Source organism: Streptomyces sp. CS113, from assembly GCF_002188365.1.
GTDB lineage: Bacteria > Actinomycetota > Actinomycetes > Streptomycetales > Streptomycetaceae > Streptomyces > Streptomyces tendae.
On sequence record NZ_KZ195574.1, the window covers coordinates 1,594,280 to 1,615,999 of the forward strand.

The 21,720-nt window shown below is 73.6% G+C and carries 15 protein-coding genes; 6 read left to right on the plus strand and 9 right to left on the minus strand.

Features of this window, described 5'->3' with window-relative positions:
• Positions 1-18: 18 nt before the first annotated feature.
• On the minus strand, positions 19-957 hold the full coding sequence (locus B9W62_RS06830) for an SDR family oxidoreductase (RefSeq protein ID WP_087806170.1): 939 nt from the start codon (positions 955-957) through the stop codon (positions 19-21).
• Between the two features lie 268 nt (positions 958-1,225).
• On the opposite strand from B9W62_RS06830, the gene B9W62_RS06835 reads away from it, so the two are divergent.
• Together B9W62_RS06835 and B9W62_RS06840 are read left to right on the plus strand one after the other, a co-directional pair.
• Positions 1,226-2,068, plus strand: a complete 843-nt coding sequence (locus B9W62_RS06835; protein ID WP_087806172.1) for a helix-turn-helix transcriptional regulator — start codon at positions 1,226-1,228, stop codon at positions 2,066-2,068.
• A gap of 147 nt (positions 2,069-2,215) precedes the next feature.
• Positions 2,216-9,124: a glycoside hydrolase domain-containing protein gene (locus B9W62_RS06840; RefSeq protein ID WP_087811783.1), complete on the plus strand. Its 6,909-nt coding sequence runs from the start codon at positions 2,216-2,218 to the stop codon at positions 9,122-9,124.
• Between the two features lie 77 nt (positions 9,125-9,201).
• On the opposite strand, the gene B9W62_RS06845 is transcribed toward B9W62_RS06840, so the two are convergent.
• The 6 genes from B9W62_RS06845 to B9W62_RS06870 all read right to left on the minus strand — a co-directional run bounded on the left by B9W62_RS06845 (position 9,202) and on the right by B9W62_RS06870 (position 15,531).
• The gene (locus B9W62_RS06845; protein ID WP_256976209.1) at positions 9,202-10,569 is read right to left on the minus strand and encodes an MFS transporter; all 1,368 of its coding nucleotides are present in this window, start codon (positions 10,567-10,569) and stop codon (positions 9,202-9,204) included.
• Positions 10,566-11,432 carry an ABC transporter ATP-binding protein gene (locus B9W62_RS06850; protein ID WP_087806174.1) on the minus strand — a complete coding sequence of 289 codons (867 nt, stop codon included), beginning with the start codon at positions 11,430-11,432 and terminating at the stop codon, positions 10,566-10,568. The genes B9W62_RS06845 and B9W62_RS06850 overlap by 4 nt, the downstream gene beginning before the upstream one ends.
• Complete coding sequence (locus B9W62_RS06855; RefSeq protein ID WP_373433734.1) at positions 11,429-12,382, minus strand: FecCD family ABC transporter permease; 954 nt, start codon at positions 12,380-12,382, stop codon at positions 11,429-11,431. The genes B9W62_RS06850 and B9W62_RS06855 overlap by 4 nt, the downstream gene beginning before the upstream one ends.
• Positions 12,383-12,477: 95 nt before the next feature.
• On the minus strand, positions 12,478-13,479 hold the full coding sequence (locus B9W62_RS06860; RefSeq protein WP_087811784.1) for a FecCD family ABC transporter permease: 1,002 nt from the start codon (positions 13,477-13,479) through the stop codon (positions 12,478-12,480).
• A gap of 38 nt (positions 13,480-13,517) precedes the next feature.
• Complete coding sequence (locus B9W62_RS06865; protein ID WP_087806178.1) at positions 13,518-14,564, minus strand: iron-siderophore ABC transporter substrate-binding protein; 1,047 nt, start codon at positions 14,562-14,564, stop codon at positions 13,518-13,520.
• Between the two features lie 196 nt (positions 14,565-14,760).
• A complete protein-coding gene (locus B9W62_RS06870) occupies positions 14,761-15,531 on the minus strand; it encodes an AraC family transcriptional regulator (RefSeq protein ID WP_087806180.1) in 771 nt (256 codons plus the stop codon).
• Positions 15,532-15,658: 127 nt separating this feature from the next.
• On the opposite strand from B9W62_RS06870, the gene B9W62_RS06875 reads away from it, so the two are divergent.
• The gene (locus tag B9W62_RS06875; protein ID WP_179235377.1) at positions 15,659-16,627 is read left to right on the plus strand and encodes a HAMP domain-containing sensor histidine kinase; all 969 of its coding nucleotides are present in this window, start codon (positions 15,659-15,661) and stop codon (positions 16,625-16,627) included.
• An 82-nt stretch (positions 16,628-16,709) separates the two neighbouring features.
• Positions 16,710-17,774, plus strand: a complete 1,065-nt coding sequence (locus tag B9W62_RS06880; protein ID WP_087806184.1) for a lipoate-protein ligase LplAB — start codon at positions 16,710-16,712, stop codon at positions 17,772-17,774.
• 28 nt (positions 17,775-17,802) lie between these two features.
• Here the strand turns inward: B9W62_RS06880 and B9W62_RS06885 are convergent, their stop codons facing one another.
• Both B9W62_RS06885 and B9W62_RS06890 read right to left on the minus strand, forming a co-directional pair.
• Positions 17,803-18,477 (minus strand): response regulator, encoded by a 675-nt coding sequence (locus B9W62_RS06885; RefSeq protein WP_087806186.1) that lies wholly within the window; start codon positions 18,475-18,477, stop codon positions 17,803-17,805.
• On the minus strand, positions 18,474-19,598 hold the full coding sequence (locus B9W62_RS06890) for a sensor histidine kinase (RefSeq protein WP_087806188.1): 1,125 nt from the start codon (positions 19,596-19,598) through the stop codon (positions 18,474-18,476). The genes B9W62_RS06885 and B9W62_RS06890 overlap by 4 nt, the downstream gene beginning before the upstream one ends.
• A gap of 167 nt (positions 19,599-19,765) precedes the next feature.
• Here B9W62_RS06890 and B9W62_RS06895 point away from each other — a divergent pair, with 167 nt between their 5' ends.
• Positions 19,766-20,779, plus strand: coding sequence for a carboxymuconolactone decarboxylase family protein (locus tag B9W62_RS06895; protein WP_087806190.1), 1,014 nt, complete (start codon positions 19,766-19,768; stop codon positions 20,777-20,779).
• Positions 20,776-21,603, plus strand: coding sequence for a class I SAM-dependent methyltransferase (locus B9W62_RS06900; protein ID WP_087806192.1), 828 nt, complete (start codon positions 20,776-20,778; stop codon positions 21,601-21,603). The genes B9W62_RS06895 and B9W62_RS06900 overlap by 4 nt, the downstream gene beginning before the upstream one ends.
• Positions 21,604-21,720 lie beyond the last annotated feature (117 nt).

The following is a 21,720-nucleotide window of genomic DNA, read 5'->3' on the forward strand; positions in this document are numbered from 1 at the left end:
CGCGGTGCCGCCCCGCCGTCACGCGCAGCGCAGTCCGGTCAGTTCCTCGGAGCGTGCCCAGATCCGGCGGGCGTCGTCGGCGCTCCGCAGGCGGCTGTAGAGCTTCTGCGGCGCGGGCGGGCCGCCCAGCCGTCCCGGGCCGCCGGGGCCGTAGAACGCTCCGCGTTCGGCCTGCGGCGACGTGGCGGCGTACAGCGCGGGCAGCTGCGCGGTGCGGACCGTGCCGAGGAGGATGCCGCGGGCGGACAGGACGCGGATGATCCGTAAGCCCGGGGTGTCCCGGGCGCGGCCGACTTCGGGGCGGGCGGCGAGCAGGCTGGTGGGGGCGACGCCCGGGTGGCACAGGTTGCTGGTGATGCCCCAGTCACCGGCGGCGCTGCGGCGGTCGAGTTCCAGGCCGAAGAGGCCGAACGCGATCTTCGACTGGCTGTAGGCGCGCATGCCGTCGTAGGAGCGTTCCCAGTTCAGGTCCTCCCAGTTGACCGCGTTCCGGTTGGCCGCGACGCTGATCTGCGAGGTCACCCGCGCCCGGCCGGCCCGCAGCAGCGGCAGCAGGCGGGCGACGAGGGCGAAGTGGCCGAGGTGGTTGGTGCCGAACTGCAACTCGAACCCGTCCGCGGTCGTCTGCCGCGCGGGCGGCGTCATGACACCGGCGTTGTTGACGAGCAGGTGGATCGGGCGGTCCTCCGCCAGCAGGGTCTCGCCCAGCTGCGCCACGGAGGTGAGCGAGGACAGGTCGAGCGTGCGCAGGGAGACCTCCGCGCCGGGTACCCGCGCCCGGATCGCGTCGAGCGCCGCCTCGCCCTTGCGCGGGTTGCGGACCGGCAGGAGCACCTCCGCGCCGGCGGCGGCGAGGCGGGTGGCGATGCCGAGCCCGAGGCCGTCGCTCGCACCGGTGACGACCGCGCGCCGGCCGGTCAGATCGGGGACGGTGATGTCGAAGTCGGTACGTGGCATGAGCTGGCTCCTGGGGGGTGTCGTTGCTTCCCTCGTCGTGTCGTCACTTCCACAGTGACCGGATCCGGCGACGGGATGCAGGGACTGCCGATCCCCTGATCGCGCGGCCGAGGGCAAGGCTGCCCCGTGTCCTTTCCGCAGGTCGGGGCCGGTTTTCCGGCAGTCTGCGGACGCTCCGGGCGCCGTAAGGGGGGATCGGCGATCCGTGGCTGCGCCGCCGTGGCGGCGATAGAAAGGGTGGGGAAGCGGCACATGAGGAGAGGGACTGATGGAGATCGACCGGAGCGGGCTCGCCGCGTTCCTGCGGCGCCGGCGGGAACTGTTGCAGCCCGAGGACGTCGGACTCCCGCGGGGTCCGCGCCGCAGGACCAGTGGCCTGCGGCGCGAGGAGGTCGCGGCGCTGTGCCACATGTCGACCGACTACTACGCGCGCCTGGAACGGGAGCGCGGCCCGCAGCCCTCGGCCCAGATGGCCGCCTCGATCGCGCAGGGTCTGCACCTGTCCCTGGACGAGCGGGACCACCTGTTCCGCCTGGCCGGGCACAACCCGCCCGTGCGCGGCTCGGCCGGCGAGCACGTCGGTCCGGGTCTGCTGCGTATCCTCGACCGCCTGGCCGACACCCCCGCCGAGATCGTCACCGAACTCGGGGAGACCCTGCGTCAGACACCGCTCGGCGTGGCCCTCACCGGCGACACCACCGCCTTCACCGGACCGGAACGCAGCATCGGCTTCCGCTGGTTCACCCTGCCGGCCACCCGCGCCCTGTACGCGCCTCAGGAACACGCCCTGCTCTCCCGCATGTTCGCCTCCGGACTGCGCCAGGTCGTCACCCTGCGGGGTCCCGGCTCCCGGGCCGCCCACTACGCCGACCTCCTCCTGGAGCGCAGCGAGGAGTTCCGCGCCCTGTGGGACACGCACGAGGTGGGCGTCCGCCCCGGCCGGGTCAAACGCTTCCGCCATCCCCAGGTCGGCCACCTCGAGCTGGACTGCCAGACGCTGCTCGACCCCGACCAGTCGCACCTCCTGCTCGTCTACACCGCCACCCCCGGCACCGAGAGCCACGACAAGCTGCGTCTGCTGTCCGTCATCGGCGCCCAGCCGGTCGGCTGACCGCACCGCGTACGCGAAGGCTCTGTACGAACTCCGTTTCCCCGTTGTATGACTTCTCCCTATGTGATGGCGGAGGCGTTTGCCCGGGACGCACGCCTCGGGTGTCGACTGACAACGTTGTCCAAAGGGAAAGGGCCCGTGCTCGTCATGCCTGACAGATCCAAGAGACCGCCGATACGGCCGTCCGGCCCCCGAGCCCTGCGGACCACGGTCGCCGCGGTGCTCGCCGGCGCGCTCGGCCTGGCCGCGCTGACGGGCGGCGGCACCGCCGTCGCCGCACCCGTCGCCAAGCCCTCCACCGCGGCCGGTGCGGCGTCCGGCGGGACGGACTACACGAAGCTCGTCGACCCCTTCGTGTCCACCGCGGGCGACGACGGCAACGACCTCCCCGGCGCCCAGGCACCGCACAGCCTTGCCAAGGTCAACCCGATGACGACCCCGGGCCGCAACCACTCGGGGTACGACTACAACGAGGACCACATCGCCGGGTTCACCGCCACGAACCTGGACGGCGTGGGCGGTTCGGGCGGCGGCGGCGACCTGCTGGTCGTGCCGACCTCGCAGCAGTACGACGCGCGCCCGGCCGCGAGCACCTACGCGCACCCCTACAGCCACGACGACGAGTCGGCGTCGCCCGGCTCCTACCGGGTGGGACTCGGCTCCCCCGCCGGGACCATCGACGCCGAGATGACCGCGACGACCCGCACGGCGCTCGAGCGGTACGGCTTCCCCGACGGAGCCAGGCCCCAGCTCGTCCTCGACCTCGCCAACAACTTCACGAGCCGCACCCGCTCGACCCTGGAGACGACGAAGCTGAAGGACGGCACGACCGCGATCAGCGGGCTCGTCGCCGGGTCCTTCAACGGCGCCTCGTACCGCCTGTACTACTACGCCACCACGAACGTCCCCGTGACCTCGCTGCGCAGTTGGGGCGACGACGGCACGCTGAGCGACGCGACCGCGCAGGACGGCACCGACACGGGCGCCGTGCTCGGCTTCGACGAGGCCGACGGCGACGACATCGAACTGCGCGTCACGCTGTCGCCGATCAGCGCCGAACAGGCCGCGACCGACCAGCACAACGAGGTGGCGGGCCGCAGCTTCGCGGACGTGCGCGCGCGGACGAAGGCGGACTGGAACAGCACGCTCGGCGCCGTCGCGGTGCAGGCCTCGAAGAAGGCCGACCCGGACTCGACGCTCACCAAGCAGTTCTACACGCACCTGTACCGCATGTACGCGCTGCCGGTGAACGCCACCAGCACCAGCGGCACCTACCGCGGCGTCGACGGCGCGGTGCACCAGGCCAACGGCTTCACGTACTACGACGGCTGGTCCACCTGGGACGACTTCCGCAAGTACTCCGTGGAGGCGTACATCGACCCGGCGGCCTACCGGGACATGGTGCAGTCCGCGGTCGTCCTCTTCGCCGACGCGCACGCCTCGGGCAAGAGCCCGGGCAGCCTCACCCACTCGGTGCCGACCGTGCGCTGGGAGCGCTCGGCGGTGGTGATCGCCGACGCGCTGTCCAAGGGGTTCAAGGACTTCGACCGGCTCGACGAGGCGTACCCGGCGCTGAAGTCGTACACCGGGTACTACACGGGGACGCAGTTGCGGCAGGGCTACGTCACCGGTGACCCCGGGACGACGGTGCAGCGCGGCTACGACCAGTGGGCGCTGTCCGTCATCGCCGACGCGCTCGGCGAGGACGCGGACGCGGAGAAGCTGCGCGAGCAGGCGACGATGGCGATCGACCACCTGGTCAAGCCCGGCGCCTGGACCGCGGCCGACGGCACCGAGGTCGGTCTGCTCACCCCGCGCGACGGCGCGGGCGACTGGCAGGGCGTCGACTACGAGAAGTTCGAGGAGGCCAGGCTCTACCAGGGCACCCTGTGGCAGTACCACTGGTACGACGCGTACGACATGGGCGGCCTCATCGAGGCCATGGGCGGTCAGAAGGCCGGCCGGGCCGCGATCCGGCACATGTTCGGCGAGGATTCCGACGCCGACGACGGCTCGACCATGCTGCACTCCAACGCCAACGAGATCGACCTCCAGGCCCCCTACCTCTTCAACTACGTCGGCGAGCCGAGCCTGACCCAGAAGTGGGTGCGCGCCATCTACACCGGCGAGACCTGGAACCGGTACATCGCGACCGGCTCCACGAACGAAGCGCCCAGCTCCGGCGGCGAGTTCCGGCCGCCGGTGAAGACCAAGGTCTACGAACTGGCCCCGGACGGCTTCCTGCCGACCATGGACAACGACGCCGGCACCATGTCGACCATGTTCGTCGCCGCCGCCCTCGGGCTCTTCCCGGTGACCGCGGGCTCCAGCCAGTTCCAGATCGGCAGCCCGTTCTTCGACTCCACGACGATCACCTACGCCAACGGCGCCGAGTTCACCGTCGAGGCCGACGGGGTCTCGCCGACGAACTACTACGTGCAGAGCGCGGCACTCAACGGCAAGCGGTTCTCCAACACGTGGCTCGACTACGCGCAGATCGTCGCCGGCGGCACCCTGACGTTCGACATGGGCTCCAAGCCGTCGTCCTGGGGTTCGCGCACCGAGCCCGCGTACTCGCTGAACACCGACTCGGGCGACGACGGTGACGGCGGCACCGGGCCGGGCAAGGGTACGACCGTCGTCTCCGCCCGCCCGGAGACCGTGGACACCGCCGCCGACGGCACCGTCGGGGACAGCGTCGAGCTGCGGCTGTCCGGCCGGGCCTCGTTCGCCGCGCGCAAGGGGACCAGTCTCACCCGGAGCGGCGCGGCGGGCGTGACCGGACTCCCGGACGGCGTCGAGGCCGATCTCAGGGTCACCGGCAGGCGCACGGCCTCGCTGAAGCTCACCGGCACCACCAGGACCGACGCGCGGTTCGGCATCACCTTCGGCGACCGGGCCTTCCCGCACGGCATCCCCGCCTCCACGGTGACCGGCACCGGCGTGTCCGTGACCGACCCGCTGCGCGTCTCGGCCGCCGCGGTGCACCGGGGAAGCCTCGCCGCCCTCGCCGACGAGGCGTCCCTGGTGCGCGCGGGCAACTACTCCGACGGCTCCTACGGCATCTTCCGCACGGCCCTGGAACGCGCGCGGACCGCCCTCGCGGACCCCGCCTCCCCGACCGGCACGCTGATGGCCGCGCACGACGCGCTGCGCTCGGCCGCGGACGCGCTCACCCTGGACGAGGGCGGTTACGCCGTGCTCCAGGCCGAGGACCCCGACCGGATGGAGGGCCCCAGCCTCGTGAAGGAGGCGTACTACTCGGACGGCGACCTCGGCGGCGTCACCGAGGGCGCCTGGGAGCAGTACACGAACCTCGACTTCGGCGGGGTCGCCCCGCGGAGCGTCTCGGTGCGCTACGCCAACGCGCAGGCCACGACGGCGGAGCCGAGCAGCGTGGCCATCCACGCCGGGGACGCCGAGGGGCCCGTCGTCGCCACCGTGTCCCTGCCGGGGACCGGCGGCTGGCAGTACTACACCACCGTCCGGGCGGCCGTCACCGACCCTCAGGCGCTGCTGGACGCGTCGAGCGCGACCTTCGTCTTCCACGCCCCCTCGGGGCGGCAATGGGTGTCGAACTTCGACTGGTACCAGTTCTCGCCCCAGGACGCCCCGTCGGCCTCCCCGATCACCACCCTCGCCACGCTGACCGCGGCGAACACCACCGCGACCGGTGACGGTTCGCTCCCGCTGAAGCTCTCCGGCGGCCTGTTCGAGAACGTGACGAACGGCGCGTGGGCCCAGTGGCGGGACACCGACCTCGGTGCCGGCGCCGACACCGTCACCGTCGGCTACGACAAGCCCCGCTCCCGCGCGGCGTCGGACTCGCACATCGAACTGCGCCTGGGCGCGAAGGACGGCCCGACGGCCGTCGAGATCCCCCTCGACTACACCGGCTCGGGCTGGGGGACCGTGGCCACCACGAGCGTACGGCTCGACCCGGACACCTTCGGCGGGGCCCAGGACGTGTTCGCCGTCTTCGTCTCCAGTACCCAGACCGACGCGCAGCCCTACGTCGCCAACGTGTACTCGCTCGCCCTGACGCGCCAGGCGGACGCCCCGGTGGTGTTCGACGCCACGGCCTTCAAGGGCAACAGCGGCGGCGGGCTCAAGAGCGAGCCGGCCACCTGGAGCGACGCGGGCTCCGCCACCAGCCTGGGCGGCACCTACGACGGCGCCTGGCTCGACTACGGCGACATCGACTTCGGCGACTCGCCCAAGAACACCGTCACCTTCACCTACGTCAACAACTCCGCCCGCTGCGGCACGGGTTCCGCCGTCCAGCTGTACCTGGACTCCTTCGACGCGGACGCCCCCGGTACGCCGTACGCGACCGTGCCCCTGCCAGTGACCGGCAGCGCGTGGTCGTCGGGCGGGACGACCAGCCTGACCCTGCCCAAGGGGATCACCGGCACGCACGCCGTGCACCTGCGGCTGACGACGAACGCGGACTCCTCGCACCCGTACGTCGCCAACCTCGGCCGGGTCACCTTCGACCACGTCGAGCCGCCCGCTCAGACGGACCTCGCCACGCTGCGGAAGGCGGTCGACCAGTACGCGGGCCTCGCCGAGGACGCGGACCGGTACGGCACGATCGACTTCGGGGTGTTCCGGCGCGAACTCGCCGCCGCCCGCGCCCTCCTCGGCGCGGCGGACGCGACGCAGCTGGAGGCCGACCTGCGGACCCGGAGCCTCACCCTGGCCGCGAACCAGCTGGTGCCGCTGCCGAGACTCCGGCTGGAGAACCTGGTCGGCACCGCGTCCGCCCTGGCCGACGAGCGGTACACGGAAGCCTCGTGGCGTGCGTTCACCACGGCGCTCACCGCGGCGAAGACGGCGCTGGCGGACGACTCGGCCACCGACCGCGCCCTCGGCGAACGGTACGCGGCCCTCGACCGCGCCAGGGCCGCGCTCACCACGAAGCGCAGGACGGTGCCGGCCGCGCCCGGCGCGGTGTCCGCGACCTCGTCCGGCACAGGTGTGAAGGTCACCTGGTCCGCACCCGGGGACGACGGCGGTTCGCCGGTCACCGGGTACGAGGTCACGCTCAGCGGCGGCCGCCAGGTCGAGATCGCCGATCCGGCCGCCCGGAGCACGGTGTTCACCGGGCTGAAGGACGGCACGTCGTACACGGCGCGGGTCCGGGCGGTGAACGCCCTCGGCGACTCCCCCTGGAGCGCGGCGACGCAGCCCGCCGTCACGGGTGACGCCAGGCCGCAGGCGCCGGCCGTCACGGGCGTGGTCACCGACGGCGAGCGGGTCCGGGTGAGCTGGCGGTCCGCCGGCGACGGCGGCTTCCCGATCGTCGGCTACACGGTGGCCCTCGACGACGGAACCACCGCGCACGTGTCCGGCACCGCGGACACCGCGCTGCTCACCACGACGGGCCGGGCGAAGGCCCACACCGCCACCGTGACCGCGGTGACCGCGGCCGGCAGCTCCGACGGCCCCGGCACGGCGGCCGCGACCCCGGCCGCCACCGCCGCCGACCCGGCGGACTACGAGCCGTCCCCCTTCCCGGACGACGTGCTCGACGCCGCCTACGCGTCGGACTCGTGGCCCGCGACCGATGACGGGAGCGACTACTTCAACCGGCTCCTCGACGGCTTCGACGACCTCGGCCCCGGCACCCTCGGCGCCAACGAGAAGTGGGCCGGAGGCACTTCACTCACCGCCGAGAACGACAGGATCACCGTCGGCATCAACAACGCGGCGACGCGCGAGCAGGTCGACCGGGCCGAGGTGGACGCGTCCAACAGCGCCACCGTCACGATGGCCGACGGCCTCGGCTCCCGGCTGGGCCCGCTGTACAGCGTGGCCCTGAAGGAGGGCCGGCTGCCCAAGACCGGCGCGCTGTTCTCCCGCGTCACCGAGAACCTCGACACCCACGACGCGGCGAAGAACCACTACCAGTACCTGCGCCCGTACGTACGGCTCGGCTTCGCCGGGGACGGCGGCGCGGTCTACGAGTCCGAGGACAGCTCGTACAGCGGCCTCGCGGGCCAGGGCTCGTACCCGAGCGGTCACACCTACGGCGGCTACGAGGCCGGGACCATCCTCGCCACGCTGCTGCCCGACCTGGCGCCGTCGATCCTCGCGCGCACCTCGGAGTACGGGGACAACCGCGTCGTCCTCGGGTTCCACTACCCGCTCGACGTCATGGGCGGCCGCGTCACCGCGCAGGCCACGGTGGCGCACCGCTGGGCGGACCCCGAGTTCGAGAAGCTGCTGCGGCAGGCCCACACCGAGATCGAGAACGTACTGCTCGCGCGGTGCGAGGAGGAGGGCTACGGCGACACCCTCACGGACTGCGCGGGCGAGCCCTACGCCGGGCTGAGCCAGGCGCAGCAGGTCGACCGGTACACGCAGCGCCTGACCTACGGGTTCTCGCGGACCGGGAAGGCGGGGCAGACCCTCGACGCGCCGTCGGACGCGGCGGCCCTGCTGATCACCGCCTTCCCGGACCTCACCGCCGAGCAGCGCACCCAGGTCCTGGAGCAGACCGCGACGGACTCGGGGTACCCGCTCGACCTCACCGCGTCCGGCGGGCCGGCCTGGCAGCGGATCAACCTGGCGGCGGCGATGGCGGCCGACGTGGTGGTGAACGCCGACGGGTCGGTCACGGTGACCAACTCCCCCGACGCCACGAAGGCGAGCGTCGCGGACGCCGCCGCGCTCACCGTGGGGGGCGTCGCGCTCGACGGGTTCGATCCCGGGGTGTCCACGTACGTCGTGGACTGGCCGAGGAACAAGCGGATCCCGGCCGTCGGTGCCGTGACGGCCGCGCCGGGCGCGCGGGTGAAGGTGACGGTGGGCAGCTCCACGGTCTCGTCGTCCCAGCGCGGGTTCACCGCCCGCACCATCACGGTGACCTCGGCCAACGGCGCGTTCACCCGCACCTACACGGTCGGGTTCCGGCCTGCGGACCGGCAGCACCCGCACGGGGCGGGCGGGGGCTGGGACACCGGCCGCGGCACGGCACCCGGTAGTGGGACGGCACCCGGCGGTGGCGGTCTCTGGTCGCCGGCACGGGAGTGGGAACACGCCCTGAAGTGAGCCCGGTTGCCCGGAGCGGATCGATGTGGACCGCCGCCGTCACGGCCTTGTTCCGTGACGGCGGCGGTCCGCCGTTCTCACGTCGGCGTCGGCGCCTCGGCCCGGGGTCCTTCGCCTTCACCGGCGTGGGGTCCGTTGCCTTCCTCGGCCCGGGGTCCTTCGCCTTCACCGGCGTGGGGTCCGTTGCCTTCCTCGGCCCGGCGCAGGGCGTCCTCGTCGGTGCGGGCGTCGTATCCGACGAGCGCGGGCAGCGCGGCGGTGAGCAGCCCCACGGCCGCGACACAGGCCACCCCGCCGGTCCAGACCGCGGGGCGGGCGCCGGTCCAGCCGGCCATCGCGCCGGCGCGGACCTGGCCGAGCTGCGGTCCGATGCTGTAGGAGAGGACCTCGATGCCCGCGAGCCGGCCGCGCAGCCGGTCGGGGATGGTCTGGTTCCAGATGGTGGTGCGGCCCAGGCCGCTCAGCATGTCCCCGGCGCCCGCCAGCGCCAGGCAGGCCAGCACCAGCCAGACCTGCGCGGTCCAGCCGGCCGCCGCGATGGCCAGGCCCCAGCCGGCCGCGCCGAACACCACCAGCAGGCCGTGGCGCCGGGTCCGGGACACCCAGCCGCTGGTCAGGCTGACCACCAGCGAGCCGACGGCTCCCGCCGAGTACATCAGGCCGAGCGACCAGTCGGCGTCGAGTTCGTCGGCGAGGAAGGGGAATATGGTGTTCGGGAAGGCGAAGAGCATCGCCGCCAGGTCGATCGCGTAGGTGCCCAGCAGGACGGGTCTCGACCAGGCGTACCGGGCGCCCTCGGCGATACCGCGCAGGGACGGCTTGGCCGCGTGCTCGACGGGCGGCACCGGCGAGAGCCGGCGGCACATCAGGACCGAGACGCAGAAGCAGACCACGGTGGTGGCGTACGCGGGGACGTTGCCCGCGTAGGCGACCACGAGGCCGGCCAGCGCGGGTCCGGCGATGGTGCCGGCCTGCCAGCGCAGGGCGTTCAGGGCCGCGGCGGCGGCCAGTTGGCCGTGCGGCACGATCCGGGCCAGCAGGGAGTCCAGCGCGGGGCGTTGCAGTCCGGCGAGTGCGGCGACCCCGCCCGCGACCACGTACAGCGGCCAGAGCGCGGGGCTGGGCAGCAGCGCGTTCACGAGCAGGACGGCGGCCAGGAGGCCCAGGCCCGCCTCGGTGAGCACGATGACCCTGCGCCGGTCCACGGCGTCGGCGAGCGCCCCGCCGTAGAGCCCGAAGACCACCAGGGGGACGAGTTCGACGGCGCCCATGACGCCGACGGCCAGCGGGGAGCCGGTCAGCTCCTTGATCTGGAGCGGCAGCGCGATCAGCGCCATCACACTGCCGAGGTAGGTGACCAGCCCCTGCACCCACAGGAGGCGGAAGTCGCGGGAGGACCGCCAGGGCGCGAGGTCGGGCAGCAGGGCGGTGAGCTTCGGGGTCATGGCCTTGTTCCGTGGTGTCCGGCGCCGGCGGCGGCCGAGGGGGTGTTGCCCGCGGTCGCTGCGGCCGTCGTGTGGTGGCGTCCGATCGGCAGGACGAGGGGCCTGCCGGAGACGGGGTCCTCGATGACGCGGCTCTCCATGCCGTAGACGGTCCGGACCGTGTCCTCGGTCATCACCTCGGCGGTGGTGCCGGCCGCGTGCAGCGCGCCGGACGCCAGGGCGATGAGCCGGTCGGCGTAGCGGGCGGCGAGGTTGAGGTCGTGCAGGACCATGACGATGGTGGTGCCGCGCGACCGGTTGAGGTCGGTGAGCAGGTCGAGGACCTCGATCTGGTGGCTGATGTCGAGGAACGTGGTGGGTTCGTCGAGCAGCAGCAGGTCGGTCTGCTGGGCCAGCGCCATGGCGATCCACACCCGCTGGCGCTGGCCGCCGGAGAGTTCGTCGACGGCGCGGTCCATCAGGTCGGTGGTGTGGGTGGCCTCCAGCGCGGCGGCGACGGCCGCGTCGTCCTGCGCCGTCCAGCGGGAGAAGGCGCGTTGGTGCGGGTGGCGGCCCCGGCCGACCAGGTCGAGGACGGTGATGCCCTCGGGGGTGACCGGCGACTGGGGCAACAGGCCCAGGGTGCGGGCGAGTTCCTTGGCCGGGGTGCGGTGCACCTCCTTGCCGTCCAGGACGACGCGTCCGGCGCGCGGGACGAGCAGCCGGGACATGGAGCGCAGCAGCGTCGACTTGCCGCAGGCGTTGGCGCCGACGATGACCGTGATCCGCCCGGCCGCGAGGGTCAGGTCGAGGCCCTCGATGACGACGCGGTCGCCGTAGCCGAGGGTGAGGTCCTCGGTGGACAGGGTGTGGGACGCGGTCACAGTGAGCCTCCGGCCCGGTTGGTGCGGACGATCAGGTAGACGAGGTAGGGCGCGCCGAGGACGCCGGTGACGACGCCCACGGGGTAGCGGGTGTCGAAGGCGTACTGGCCGGTGAAGTCGGCGACGAGGACGAGCAGGGCGCCGACCAGTGACGCGGGGACCAGCAGGGAGCCGCCGGTGCCGACCAGCCGGGCGGCGATCGGGCCGGAGAGGAAGGCGACGAAGGCGATCGGCCCGGCGGCGGCCGTCGCGAACGCGATCAGCCCGACGGCGGCGACGATCACGACGACGCGGGTGCGTTCGACGCGCACGCCGAGCGCGGAGGCCGTGTCGTCGCCGAGGCTCAGCGCGCTGAGGTTGCGGGCCTGGGACAGCAGCACCGGGCCGAGTACGAGCACCGCGAGGACGGTGGGCACGGTCTCGTCCCAGGTGGTGCCGTTGAGGCTGCCGGTGAGCCAGCGCATCGCCTCCTGGAGGTCCCACTGCCCGGCCTGCGACAGGACGTAGGAGGTGACGCTGTCGAGCAGGGCGGCGACGCCGATGCCGATGAGGATGAGCCGGGTGCCGGCCACCCCGTCGCGGAAGGCGAGGGTGTAGACCAGCAGCGCCACCCCGAGTGCGGCGGCGATCGCCACGACCGACACCTCGGTGCCGCCCAGCGAGAAGATCACGATGGCGATGGCCGCGGCGGTGCTCGCGCCCGCGCTGATGCCGATGATGTCGGGGCTGGCGAGCGGGTTGCGGAGCATGGTCTGGAAGGTGACGCCGGCGAGGCCGAAGCCGAATCCGGCGCTCAGCGCGAGCACCGCGCGCGGCAGCCGCAGTCTCCCCACGGTGAAGGAGGCGCCCGGCACGTCCTCCCCCATGACGACGCGCAGCACGTCGTGGGCCGGGTAGAAGGTGTGTCCGGCCATGAGGGAGGTGACGAACGCGGCGGCGACGAGGACCATCAGGACCAGGACGAGGAGCCGGCGCCGCAGGGCGCCGCGGACGCGGGTGCGGGTGACGGTCCGCAGCGTGGGCGGGGCGTCGACGGCGGGGGCGCTCACAGGGATCTGACCTTCTGTCGGCGGACGATGTGGATGAAGAACGGGGCACCGAGGATCGCGGTCAGGATGCCGACGTCGATCTCGGCGGGCCGTGCCACGACCCGCCCCACCACGTCCGCCGCCGTCAGCAGGACCGCACCGCTCAGTGCGGACAGCGGCAGCAGCCAGCGGTGGTCGACGCCTGCCAGGAGGCGGCAGGTGTGCGGCACCAGGAGGCCGACGAAGGCGATCGGTCCGGCGACGGCGGTGGACGCGCCGCACAGCACGACCGCGCCGAGCGCCGCGACGGCCCGTACGAGGGCGACCCGTTCGCCGAGCCCGGCCGCGAGGTCGTCGCCCAGGGCCAGGGAGTTGAGGGCGCGGGCACTGGCGAGGCAGAGCACGAACCCGACGGCGAGGAAGGGCGCGACGCTGCCGAGCTGCCCGTAGGAGGCGCCGCCGACGCCGCCGATCTGCCACAGCCGGAAGGTGTCGGAGATGTCGCTGCGCGGCAGGACGACCGCGCTGACCAGGGAGGCGAGCGCGGCCGAGATGGCGGCACCGGCCAGGGCCAGCTTCAGCGGGGTGGCGCCGCCGCGGCCCAGTGAGCCGACGGCGTACACGAATCCGGCGGTCAGGGCGGCCCCGCCCATCGCGACCCAGATGTACCCGGACGCCGACGCGAGCTGGAAGTGGGCGATGGCGGTGACCACGGCCAGGGAGGCGCCCATGTTGACGCCGAGGATGCCGGGGTCGGCGAGCGGGTTGCGGGTGACGCCCTGCATGACGGTGCCGGACAGCCCCAGGGCGGCGCCCACGACGACGGCCAGGAGGGTGCGCGGGACGCGCTTGGCGACGGCCGCCTGCTCCAGGGTGTGGTCGGCTCCGCCGAGCGCCGCCCACACGTCGGACCAGGCGACGTCGCGGGAGCCGAGGGCGAGGGAGGCGGTCATGACGACGAGCAGGACCGCGGCGAGGACGAGGAGCCAGATCACGCGCACGCGCGCCGAACGCCGCATCGGGAGGGCGTTCGGCGCGCGCAGGGTCCCGGTGGCGCTCACGCGGCCTTGTCCGCGGCCGCGGCGAGCGCCTTCACGTAGTCGTCGAGGACGTACGGGATGGACAGCGGCGTGGGGTTGGCGGCGGTCGCCAGCGGGGAGCTGCCGGGCAGCAGGTAGATCGAGCCCTGCTTGACGGCGGTCAGCTTGGAGGTGAGCGGGTCGTTCTCGAGGGCGGCCAGGAGTTCGCCCTTGTCGTCGCCGTAGCCGGTGACGATGTCGACGTCGTTGAAGTCGTCGATGCGCTCGGCGCTCTTGGTGAGCACGAACTTCTTGGTGTCCTTCGACGGCCCCGAGACGCTGGCCGGAATCTTCATGCCCAGGTCGGTGAAGAACTGGGTGCGGGTGTCGTGGGTGGTGTAGAAGCCGACCTCACTGACGTCCTTGGAGGACACGTGGGTCATGAACATCGCCGACTTGCCCTTGATCTGGGGGTACTTGGCGGCCGTCTCGGTGATCCGCCCCTCCAGGTCGCCGATCAGCTCGTCGCCCTCGTCGGCGAGGCCGATGGCCTTGCTGTTCAGCCGGATGATGTCCCGCCACGGGGTCGCCCAGGCGGCCTCGGGGTAGGCCACCACGGGGGCGATCTCGCTGAGGGTCTCGTAGTCCTGCGCGGTCAGCCCGGAGTACGCGGCGAGGATGACGTCGGGCCTGGTGTCGGCGACGGCCTCGAAGTCGATTCCGTCGGTCTCGTCGAACAGCACCGGTGTCTTGGCGTCGAGTTCCTTGAGCCGCTTCTCCGTCCAGGGCAGTACGCCGTCCCCGTCGTCGTCGCCGAAGTTGGCCTTGGCCATGCCGACGGGGACGACGCCGAGGGCGAGCGGCACCTCGTCGTTGGCCCAGTTGACGGTGGCGACGCGCTTCGGCTTGTCGGGGACGACGGTGGTGCCGAGCGCGTGCTCGATCGTCACGGGGAACTGCCCGGGGGCGCCGGCCGCGGCGGCGCTGCCGTCGGACGTGGTGTCGTCGTCCTGGCCGCCGCACGCGGTGAGGCCGAGCAGGAGGGCCGCCGCGAGGGCGAGTACGCGAAGGCGGGGTGTTCTCATCGACCCGGTATTCACTTTCGGGGAGTTGGGCACGGGGGAGGCATGCGGAGCCGACGGCAAGGGCCGCACCGCGTGAGTTAGGTAAGGCTTACCTTCACTCACCCGCACAGATTAGGGAGCCGACGCACCCGGATCAATCGAGCCTTCCCGACAGCCCTTGTAGCGATCGGGACACGACCCCCGCGTCCGACCGCCCTCAGCGCGCCCGGAACCGGCCCGGAGTGGTCCCCGTCGTCCGCCGGAAGGCCGCTCCGAAGGCGCTCGCCGAGCGGTAGCCCACCGCGTCGGCCACCACGTCGACCTCGAACCCGCGCGCCAGCAGGTGCACGGCGTGCTGGGCGCGTACCGAGGCGACCCAGCGGGCGAAGCTGGTGCCCGTCTCGGTCCGGAAGGCGCGGGTCAGGGTGCGCGCGCTGCAACCGAGGGCGGTGGCCCAGCCGGTCAGGGTGCGCTGGTCGGAGGGGTCGGAGCGGACCGCGTCCACGATCGGCCGCAGCAGCGCGGACGTGGGCAGCTGCACCAGCAGCGCCCTGGGCGAGGGCCGCAGGACGTCGAGCACCATGGCCTCGGTGACGTCCCGGGAGCGCGGCGGCAGGTCCGGCTCCCCCAGCCGGTCGAGGAGCAGCCTGAGCAGCGGGGTGATGTCCACGGCCACCGGCTCGTCGGGCAGTGCCGAGACCGTGCCGTGCCGGAAGAAGTGGGCGCGGTAGGAGGTGCCGGCGACGGCGGAGGCCGAGTGCAGTTGCCCGGCGGGCATCCACAGACCGAGCGTCGGTGTGATGCACCAGACCTGGGACCCGACCACGGCGGTCGACGCGCCCTGCGCGTTCCAGAGCAGTTCGTGCCACGGGTGGGAGTGCTCGTTCCAGGCCGTGTCGGCGGCGACGACCTCCTCGTACGCCTTGATCACGAAGGAGACGTCCACCGCGCCGGCGGCGAGCGCCGGAAGTTCCCTGGTGACACGCATGCGGCCCAGGCTAACCGGCGGGGGCCACCGGTCCCGTCCTGCCTGCGGTGGCTGCGTGCCCGTGCGGGCCGGAAATGGGTGTGCGAACCGATGGACGCCCGCGCCGTGCGTCGCCGACGCTGCTGCGGTGCCCTTGTTCTGGAGAATCTCGCTGTTCAACTCGGTCGTGCTGATCGCCGCGACCGCGTTGCTGCTGGGACCGGTCACCGTGTCGACGCCCGTCCTGCTCACCGAAGCCGCGATCCTCACGGCGGGCCTGGTGGTGATCCTGGTCGCCAACGTCCTGCTGCTGCGGATCGGCCTCGGGCCGCTGCGCCGGCTCGCGCACGCCATGACCACGACCGACCTGCTGCGGCCCCGGGTCCGTCCGAAGGCCGACGGCGACGGCGAGATCGCCGCGCTGATCACCACGTTCAACACCATGCTCGACCGGCTGGAGGCCGAGCGCGCCCAGAGCGCCGCCCGCACGCTGAGCGCGCAGGAGTCGGAACGGCACCGGGTCGCCCAGGAGCTGTACGACGAGGTGGGGCAGACCCTCGCCGCCGTGCTGCTGGACCTCAAGCGGGTCGCGGACCAGGCGCCCGACGAGGTGCGCGAGCAGCTCGCGCAGGTGCAGGAGACGACCCGGGCCAGCCTGGACGAGATCCGCCGCATCGCCCGCCGCCTGCTTCCCGGGGTCCTGGAGGAGCTGGGCCTGACCAGCGCCCTGAGGTCGCTGTCGGACGAGTTCACCGGGCCCTCGCTGACCGTGCGCCACGACATCGCCGTCGGCCTGCCCGCCCTCGGCGACAACGCGGACCTGGTGCTCTACCGGGTGGCCCAGGAGGGCCTGACCAACGCGGCCCGGCACTCCGGCGGCCGCCTGGTGCGGCTCACCCTCGAGCGGGCGGGCGACGCCGTGCAGCTCCGGGTGCGGGACGACGGCCGGGGCTTCGACGGCTCGGGCGAGGGCGCCGAGGGTGCCGGGATCCGCGGCATGCGGGAGCGGGCGCTGCTGATCGGGGCCGACCTCGTCGTCGGCCCGGCGCGCGGGGGCGGCACCGAGGTGCGGCTGACCGTGCCCGTCGCCGACCGGGTGGCCGCCCGGACCGGGTGACCGACCGCACCGGTGCGGGGCTGCGCGGGAACACACCGGCGGGGTCCGCTGTTGTCGCCGGATGCGGAACGGAGGCGGAACAGTGCACGGTGAGTACAAGATCCCCGGCGGCAAGCTGGTCGTCGTGGACGTGGAGGCGGAGCAGGGCGTGCTGCGGCACGTGCGCGTGGCGGGCGACTTCTTCCTGGAACCGGACGAGGCGCTGGACGCCGTGAACGGCGCCCTGGAGGGTGCCCCGGCGGACACCGACGCGGCGGGACTCGCCGCGCGGATCGACGCGGCCCTGCCCGAGGGCACCGTCATGTACGGGCTGACCTCGGAGGGCGTCGGCATCGCCGTGCGCCGCGCGCTGGCGCACGCCACGGACTGGACGGACTACGACTGGCAGCTCATCCACGAGAGCCCCCAGGCCCCCGCGCTGCACATGGCCCTCGACGAGGTGCTGACCGCCGAGGTCGCGGCGGGCCGGCGTCCGCCGACGCTCAGGGTGTGGGAGTGGGGCGCCCCGGCGGTGATCATCGGCAGTTTCCAGTCGCTGCGCAACGAGGTGGACCCCGAGGGCGCCGCCCGGCACGGCATCGAGGTGGTGCGCCGGATCTCCGGCGGCGGCGCGATGTTCGTGGAGCCCGGCAACACGATCACCTACTCCCTGTCCGTGCCGGAGGCGCTGGTGCAGGGCCTCTCCTTCCAGGACAGCTACGCCTACCTCGACGACTGGGTGCTCGGCGCGCTCGGCGAGATGGGCATCCGCGCCTGGTACCAGCCGCTGAACGACATCGCCACCGACCAGGGAAAGATCGCGGGCGCCGCGCAGAAGCGCGTCGTGGGCCCCGGGGGCGGTCCCGGCGCCGTACTGCACCACGTGACCATGTCGTACGACATCGACGCGGACAAGATGCTCGAGGTGCTGCGGATCGGGCGGGAGAAGATGTCCGACAAGGGCACGCGGTCCGCGAAGAAGCGGGTGGACCCGCTGCGCCGGCAGACCGGGCTGGCGCGCGAGGCCGTGATCGAGCGGATGATCTCCTCCTTCGCCGGGCGGTACGGGCTGACCCAGGGCAAGGTGACGGACGAGGAGGCGGCCCGGGCCACCGAGCTGGCGCGCGAGAAGTTCTCCTCCGCCGAGTGGACCGCCCGGGTGCCGTGACGCCTCCCCGGCACCCGTACCTCCTCCCCTAGCCGGTGCGGCGCACCGCGACCAGGCCCGACTCGTAGGCGAAGACGACGAGTTGGGCGCGGTCGCGGGCGCCCAGCTTGGTCATCGCGCGGCTGATGTGCGTCTTGGCGGTCAGCGGGCTGATCACCATGTGGGCGGCGATCTCCTCGTTGCTCAGGCCGCGCGCGGCAAGCGCGGTGACCTCGCGTTCCCGGCGGGTGAGGGAGTCCAGGCCGGGCGCGGTGGTCCGGTCCGGGGGCCGGGCGACGAACTCGCCGATCAGGGTGCGGGTGACCGACGGGGAGAGCAGCGCCTCGCCGTGCGCCACCACGTCGATGGCCTGGAGCAGGTCGGCGGGCTCGGTGTCCTTGAGGAGGAAGCCGCTGGCTCCGGCCCGCAGCGCCTCGAAGACGTACTCGTCCAGTCCGTAGTTGGTGAGGATGACGACGCGTACGGCGGCGAGGGCCGGGTCGGCGGCGATGCGGCGGGTCGCCTCGATGCCCGACATCACCGGCATCTGCACGTCGACCAGCGCCACGTCGGGCACCTGGGCCCGCACCAGCGCCACGCCCTGCTCCCCGTCGGCGGCCTCGCCGACCACCTCGATGCCGTCCTCGGCGTCGAGCAGCGCCCGGAATCCGGCCCGCATCAGCGCCTGGTCGTCGACGAGCACGACCCGGACGACGCCGCTCATGCCGTCTCCCCCAGCGGGAGCCGTGCGCGCACCGAGAAGCCGCCCTCCGCGCGCGGGGCGGCGCGCAGGGTGCCGCCGAGGGCGCTCACCCGTTCGTGCATGCCGGTCAGGCCGGTGCCCGGAGTCGGCGGGCGGGCCGGGTCGGCGGCTCCGTCGTCGTCCACCTCTATGGTCAACTCCCCCGTGGATTCCCGGGTGTGCGGCGTGCCGTAGTCGATGCGGACCCGCACCTTCGCCGGTCCGGCGTGCCGGGCCGCGTTGGTGAGGGCCTCCTGCACGATGCGGTAGGCGGCGCGGTCGAGTGGCCGGGGCAGCGGACGCTCGTCCCCGGTGACGGTCAGGTCGACGGCGAGTCCGGCCGCGCGGGCCCGCTCGACGAGCAGGGCCGGGGTGCCGGTGGGTTCGTCGGCCCGCAACACCTGGAGCGCGGAGCGCAGTTCGCGCATCGCCTCGCCGCTGGCCTCCTGGATGGCGAGCAGCGCGGGCGGCACCTCGTCGCCGCGTTTGCGGGCCAGGTGGACGGCGACACCGGCCTGGAGTTTGACGATGGAGATGCTGTGCGTCAGCGAGTCGTGCAACTCGCGGGCGATCCGCAGCCGTTCCTCCCCGGCGCGGCGCAGGGCCGCCTCCTCCCTGGTGCGCTCCGCCTCCAGGGCACGCTGTTCGGTCTGGCGCAGGTACGCCTGCCAGTTCCGGTCGGCGAGCCCGGTCACGACGGCGCACAGGAACCAGCCGGCGAGCAGCCCGGCCCGCTCGGCGACGTTCTGCGTGCCGGGGCCGGTGGCCACGTATCCGGCCAGGAACACGGCGCTGCCCGCCGCCGCGACCGCCCGGTGGCCGACCCGGGCCGCGGTGTGCACGGCGCCCAGGACGGGCAGCGCGGACAGCGGACCGGGGTGTGCGTGCACGACGTACGCCGTGCCGAGGACGGTGGCGACGGCCAGCACGGCGCGCGGGGCGGAGCGGTGGAGGGCGAGCGCCGCCGAGGCGAGGACGACGAGCACGTGGTCGAGTGCCGTGGTGCCGTCGTCGAACGCGGCGACCGCCGTGCCGAGGGCGCCGACCACGGTCGCGAGGACCAGGTCGGCGAGCCGTCCGCGATCGATCCGACGCCCACTCATGGCGGCACCCTATGCGTCCTGGCGGACCGCCGCGTCGGCCCTGTGGACAACGTTCGGACTACTCCCGGCGAAGTAGTCGGCCGCCCGGCCCGGCACCGGTGGCGCAGCGCCGAACGCATCCGGCCGTACGACGACGCCGCACGCCCCCACGGCGCAGGCTGCTGCCCATGCCCACACCCTTCCGTCACACCGAACCGCTGCCGCCGAAGGCGGCCACCGGACACGTCGCCGAGGTCTACGCACAGGCCGCGCGGGACTTCGGCATCCCCGAACCCGCCCCGTTCGTGGTCCTGTCCTCGGCCCCCGCGCTCGTCGCCCCGGCCTGGGCGCTGATGCGCGAGTCCCTGCTCGCCGGGCCGGGCGACCGCACCGGCAAGGAGGTCGCCGCCTTCGGGGTGTCGCAGGCCAACAAGTGCCGGTTCTGCGTGGACGCGCACACCATGCTGCTGCACGCCACCGGCGACCACGCCCTGGCCGAGCGGCTGGCCCGGGGGCGGGAGCCGGCGGACGAGCGGCACGCGCGCGTGCTCGACTGGGCGCGGCGCACCCGGATCCCGGGCGCCGCGCGGGAGCCGTTCCCCTTCCCGCCCGAGGAGGCTCCCGGCTATCTCGGCACCGTGCTGGCCTTCCACTTCATCAACCGCGTCGTGTCGTCCCTGGTGACCGAGAACCTGCTCCCGGCCGACGCGCAGCGCCTGCGCCCGGTGCGGAGCCTGGCGGGCCGTTCGCTGTCGCGCACCGTGCGCCGCACCCCCGTGCCCGGCGCTTCCCTGCCCCTGCTGGACGACCCCGGCCGGGGGCCGGCGTGGGCGGCGGGGACTCCGGTCGGCCCGGCCTACGCGGCACTGGGCGCCACCGCCCCGATGGGCGCCGGCCTGCTCGACGCCGACGACCAGGACCTGGTGCGGACCACGTTGCGCGACTGGGACGGCGCGCACCCGCCGCTCACTCCCGACCCGTTCCCCGACCGGCGGGAGCGGCCCGGCGCACGACTGGCGCTGCTGGCCGCGCTCGCGCCGTACCGGATCACGGACGCGGACGTCGCGGCGTGGCGCCGCCCCGAGCACACCGACCACTGCCTGGTCCACCTCGTCGCGCACGGCGCGTTCGCCGCGGTGGACCGCATCGAGACCGCCCTGACCGCACCGGCCGCTCGCCCCACCCCTCGGGAGACCTCATGACCCTCGTCGTCAACCCCCGCCAGGCCGAGGTCTGGAACGGCCCCGTCGGCACCCACTGGGCCACCCACCAGGCCCGCTACGACGCGATGCTGGCCGGGGTGAACGACGCCCTGTTCGACGCGGCGGCCGTCGCTCCCGGCGACCGCGTTCTCGACGTCGGCTGCGGCGCCGGCGCGACGACCCGCATCGCGGCCGGGCTCGCCGCCCCCGGGCACGCGGTCGGCGTCGACATCTCCGCGCCGCTGCTGGAGCGGGCCCGCGCGAGCACCGCCGCCGAGGGTGTCGCGAACGCGGCCTACGAGTGCGCCGACGCGCAGGTGCACCCGTTCCCGGCGGAGGGCTACGACGTGGTCGTCAGCCGGGGCGGCGTGATGTTCTTCGCGGACCACACCGCCGCCTTCCGCAATCTGGCGCGGGCCCTGCGGCCGGGCGGCCGGCTCGCCTTCGTCTGCCCGCAGCCGCCCGGCGAGCACTCGGAAGAGGCCCGCGCGCTGGGCCTGTTCGCCCGCCTCGTCGACGAGGAGCCCGGTCCCGAGGCGCTCGCCGCGCAGTCCGCGATGGCCTCGCTCTCCGCCCCCGAACGCGTCCGCGCGATCCTCGCCGGGGCCGGGTACCGGGAGGTGGCGGTGGCCCCGGTCACCGTGGAGGCGGTGTGGGGCCGTGACGTGGGGGACGCCGTGGACTTCCTGCTGTCCCGCTACCCGGGCCGCCCGCTGCCCGCCGGCCGGCTCGCCGAGCTGGAGGCGGCGCTGCTCCCCCACGCCACGGACACCGGGGTGCGGATGCGGGCCGGCGTGTGGCTGGTGACGGCCGTACGGCCCTGACGGCGCCCGTTCGTCTGCGTCACCGCGCGGCCACGGACCGAGTTCGGCCTTCCGCCCCACGGGCACTCGTGTGACACTGGCGTCCCGTCCGCAGTGCGGGCACCCTCCGCACCGTCC

Excerpts from the sequence above, each read along its gene's own strand:
- B9W62_RS06830 (WP_087806170.1), bottom strand. The coding sequence starts at position 957 with ATGCCACGTACCGACTTCGACATCACCGTCCCCGATCTGACCGGCCGG.
- B9W62_RS06835 (WP_087806172.1), top strand. The coding sequence starts at position 1,226 with ATGGAGATCGACCGGAGCGGGCTCGCCGCGTTCCTGCGGCGCCGGCGG.
- B9W62_RS06840 (WP_087811783.1), top strand. The coding sequence starts at position 2,216 with ATGCCTGACAGATCCAAGAGACCGCCGATACGGCCGTCCGGCCCCCGA.
- B9W62_RS06845 (WP_256976209.1), bottom strand. The coding sequence starts at position 10,569 with ATGACCCCGAAGCTCACCGCCCTGCTGCCCGACCTCGCGCCCTGGCGG.
- B9W62_RS06855 (WP_373433734.1), bottom strand. The coding sequence starts at position 12,382 with ATGGTCCTCGTCGCCGCCGCGTTCGTCACCTCCCTCATGGCCGGACAC.
- B9W62_RS06860 (WP_087811784.1), bottom strand. The coding sequence starts at position 13,479 with ATGCGGCGTTCGGCGCGCGTGCGCGTGATCTGGCTCCTCGTCCTCGCC.
- B9W62_RS06865 (WP_087806178.1), bottom strand. The coding sequence starts at position 14,564 with ATGAGAACACCCCGCCTTCGCGTACTCGCCCTCGCGGCGGCCCTCCTG.
- B9W62_RS06870 (WP_087806180.1), bottom strand. The coding sequence starts at position 15,531 with ATGCGTGTCACCAGGGAACTTCCGGCGCTCGCCGCCGGCGCGGTGGAC.
- B9W62_RS06885 (WP_087806186.1), bottom strand. The coding sequence starts at position 18,477 with ATGAGCGGCGTCGTCCGGGTCGTGCTCGTCGACGACCAGGCGCTGATG.
- B9W62_RS06890 (WP_087806188.1), bottom strand. The coding sequence starts at position 19,598 with ATGAGTGGGCGTCGGATCGATCGCGGACGGCTCGCCGACCTGGTCCTC.
- B9W62_RS06895 (WP_087806190.1), top strand. The coding sequence starts at position 19,766 with ATGCCCACACCCTTCCGTCACACCGAACCGCTGCCGCCGAAGGCGGCC.
- B9W62_RS06900 (WP_087806192.1), top strand. The coding sequence starts at position 20,776 with ATGACCCTCGTCGTCAACCCCCGCCAGGCCGAGGTCTGGAACGGCCCC.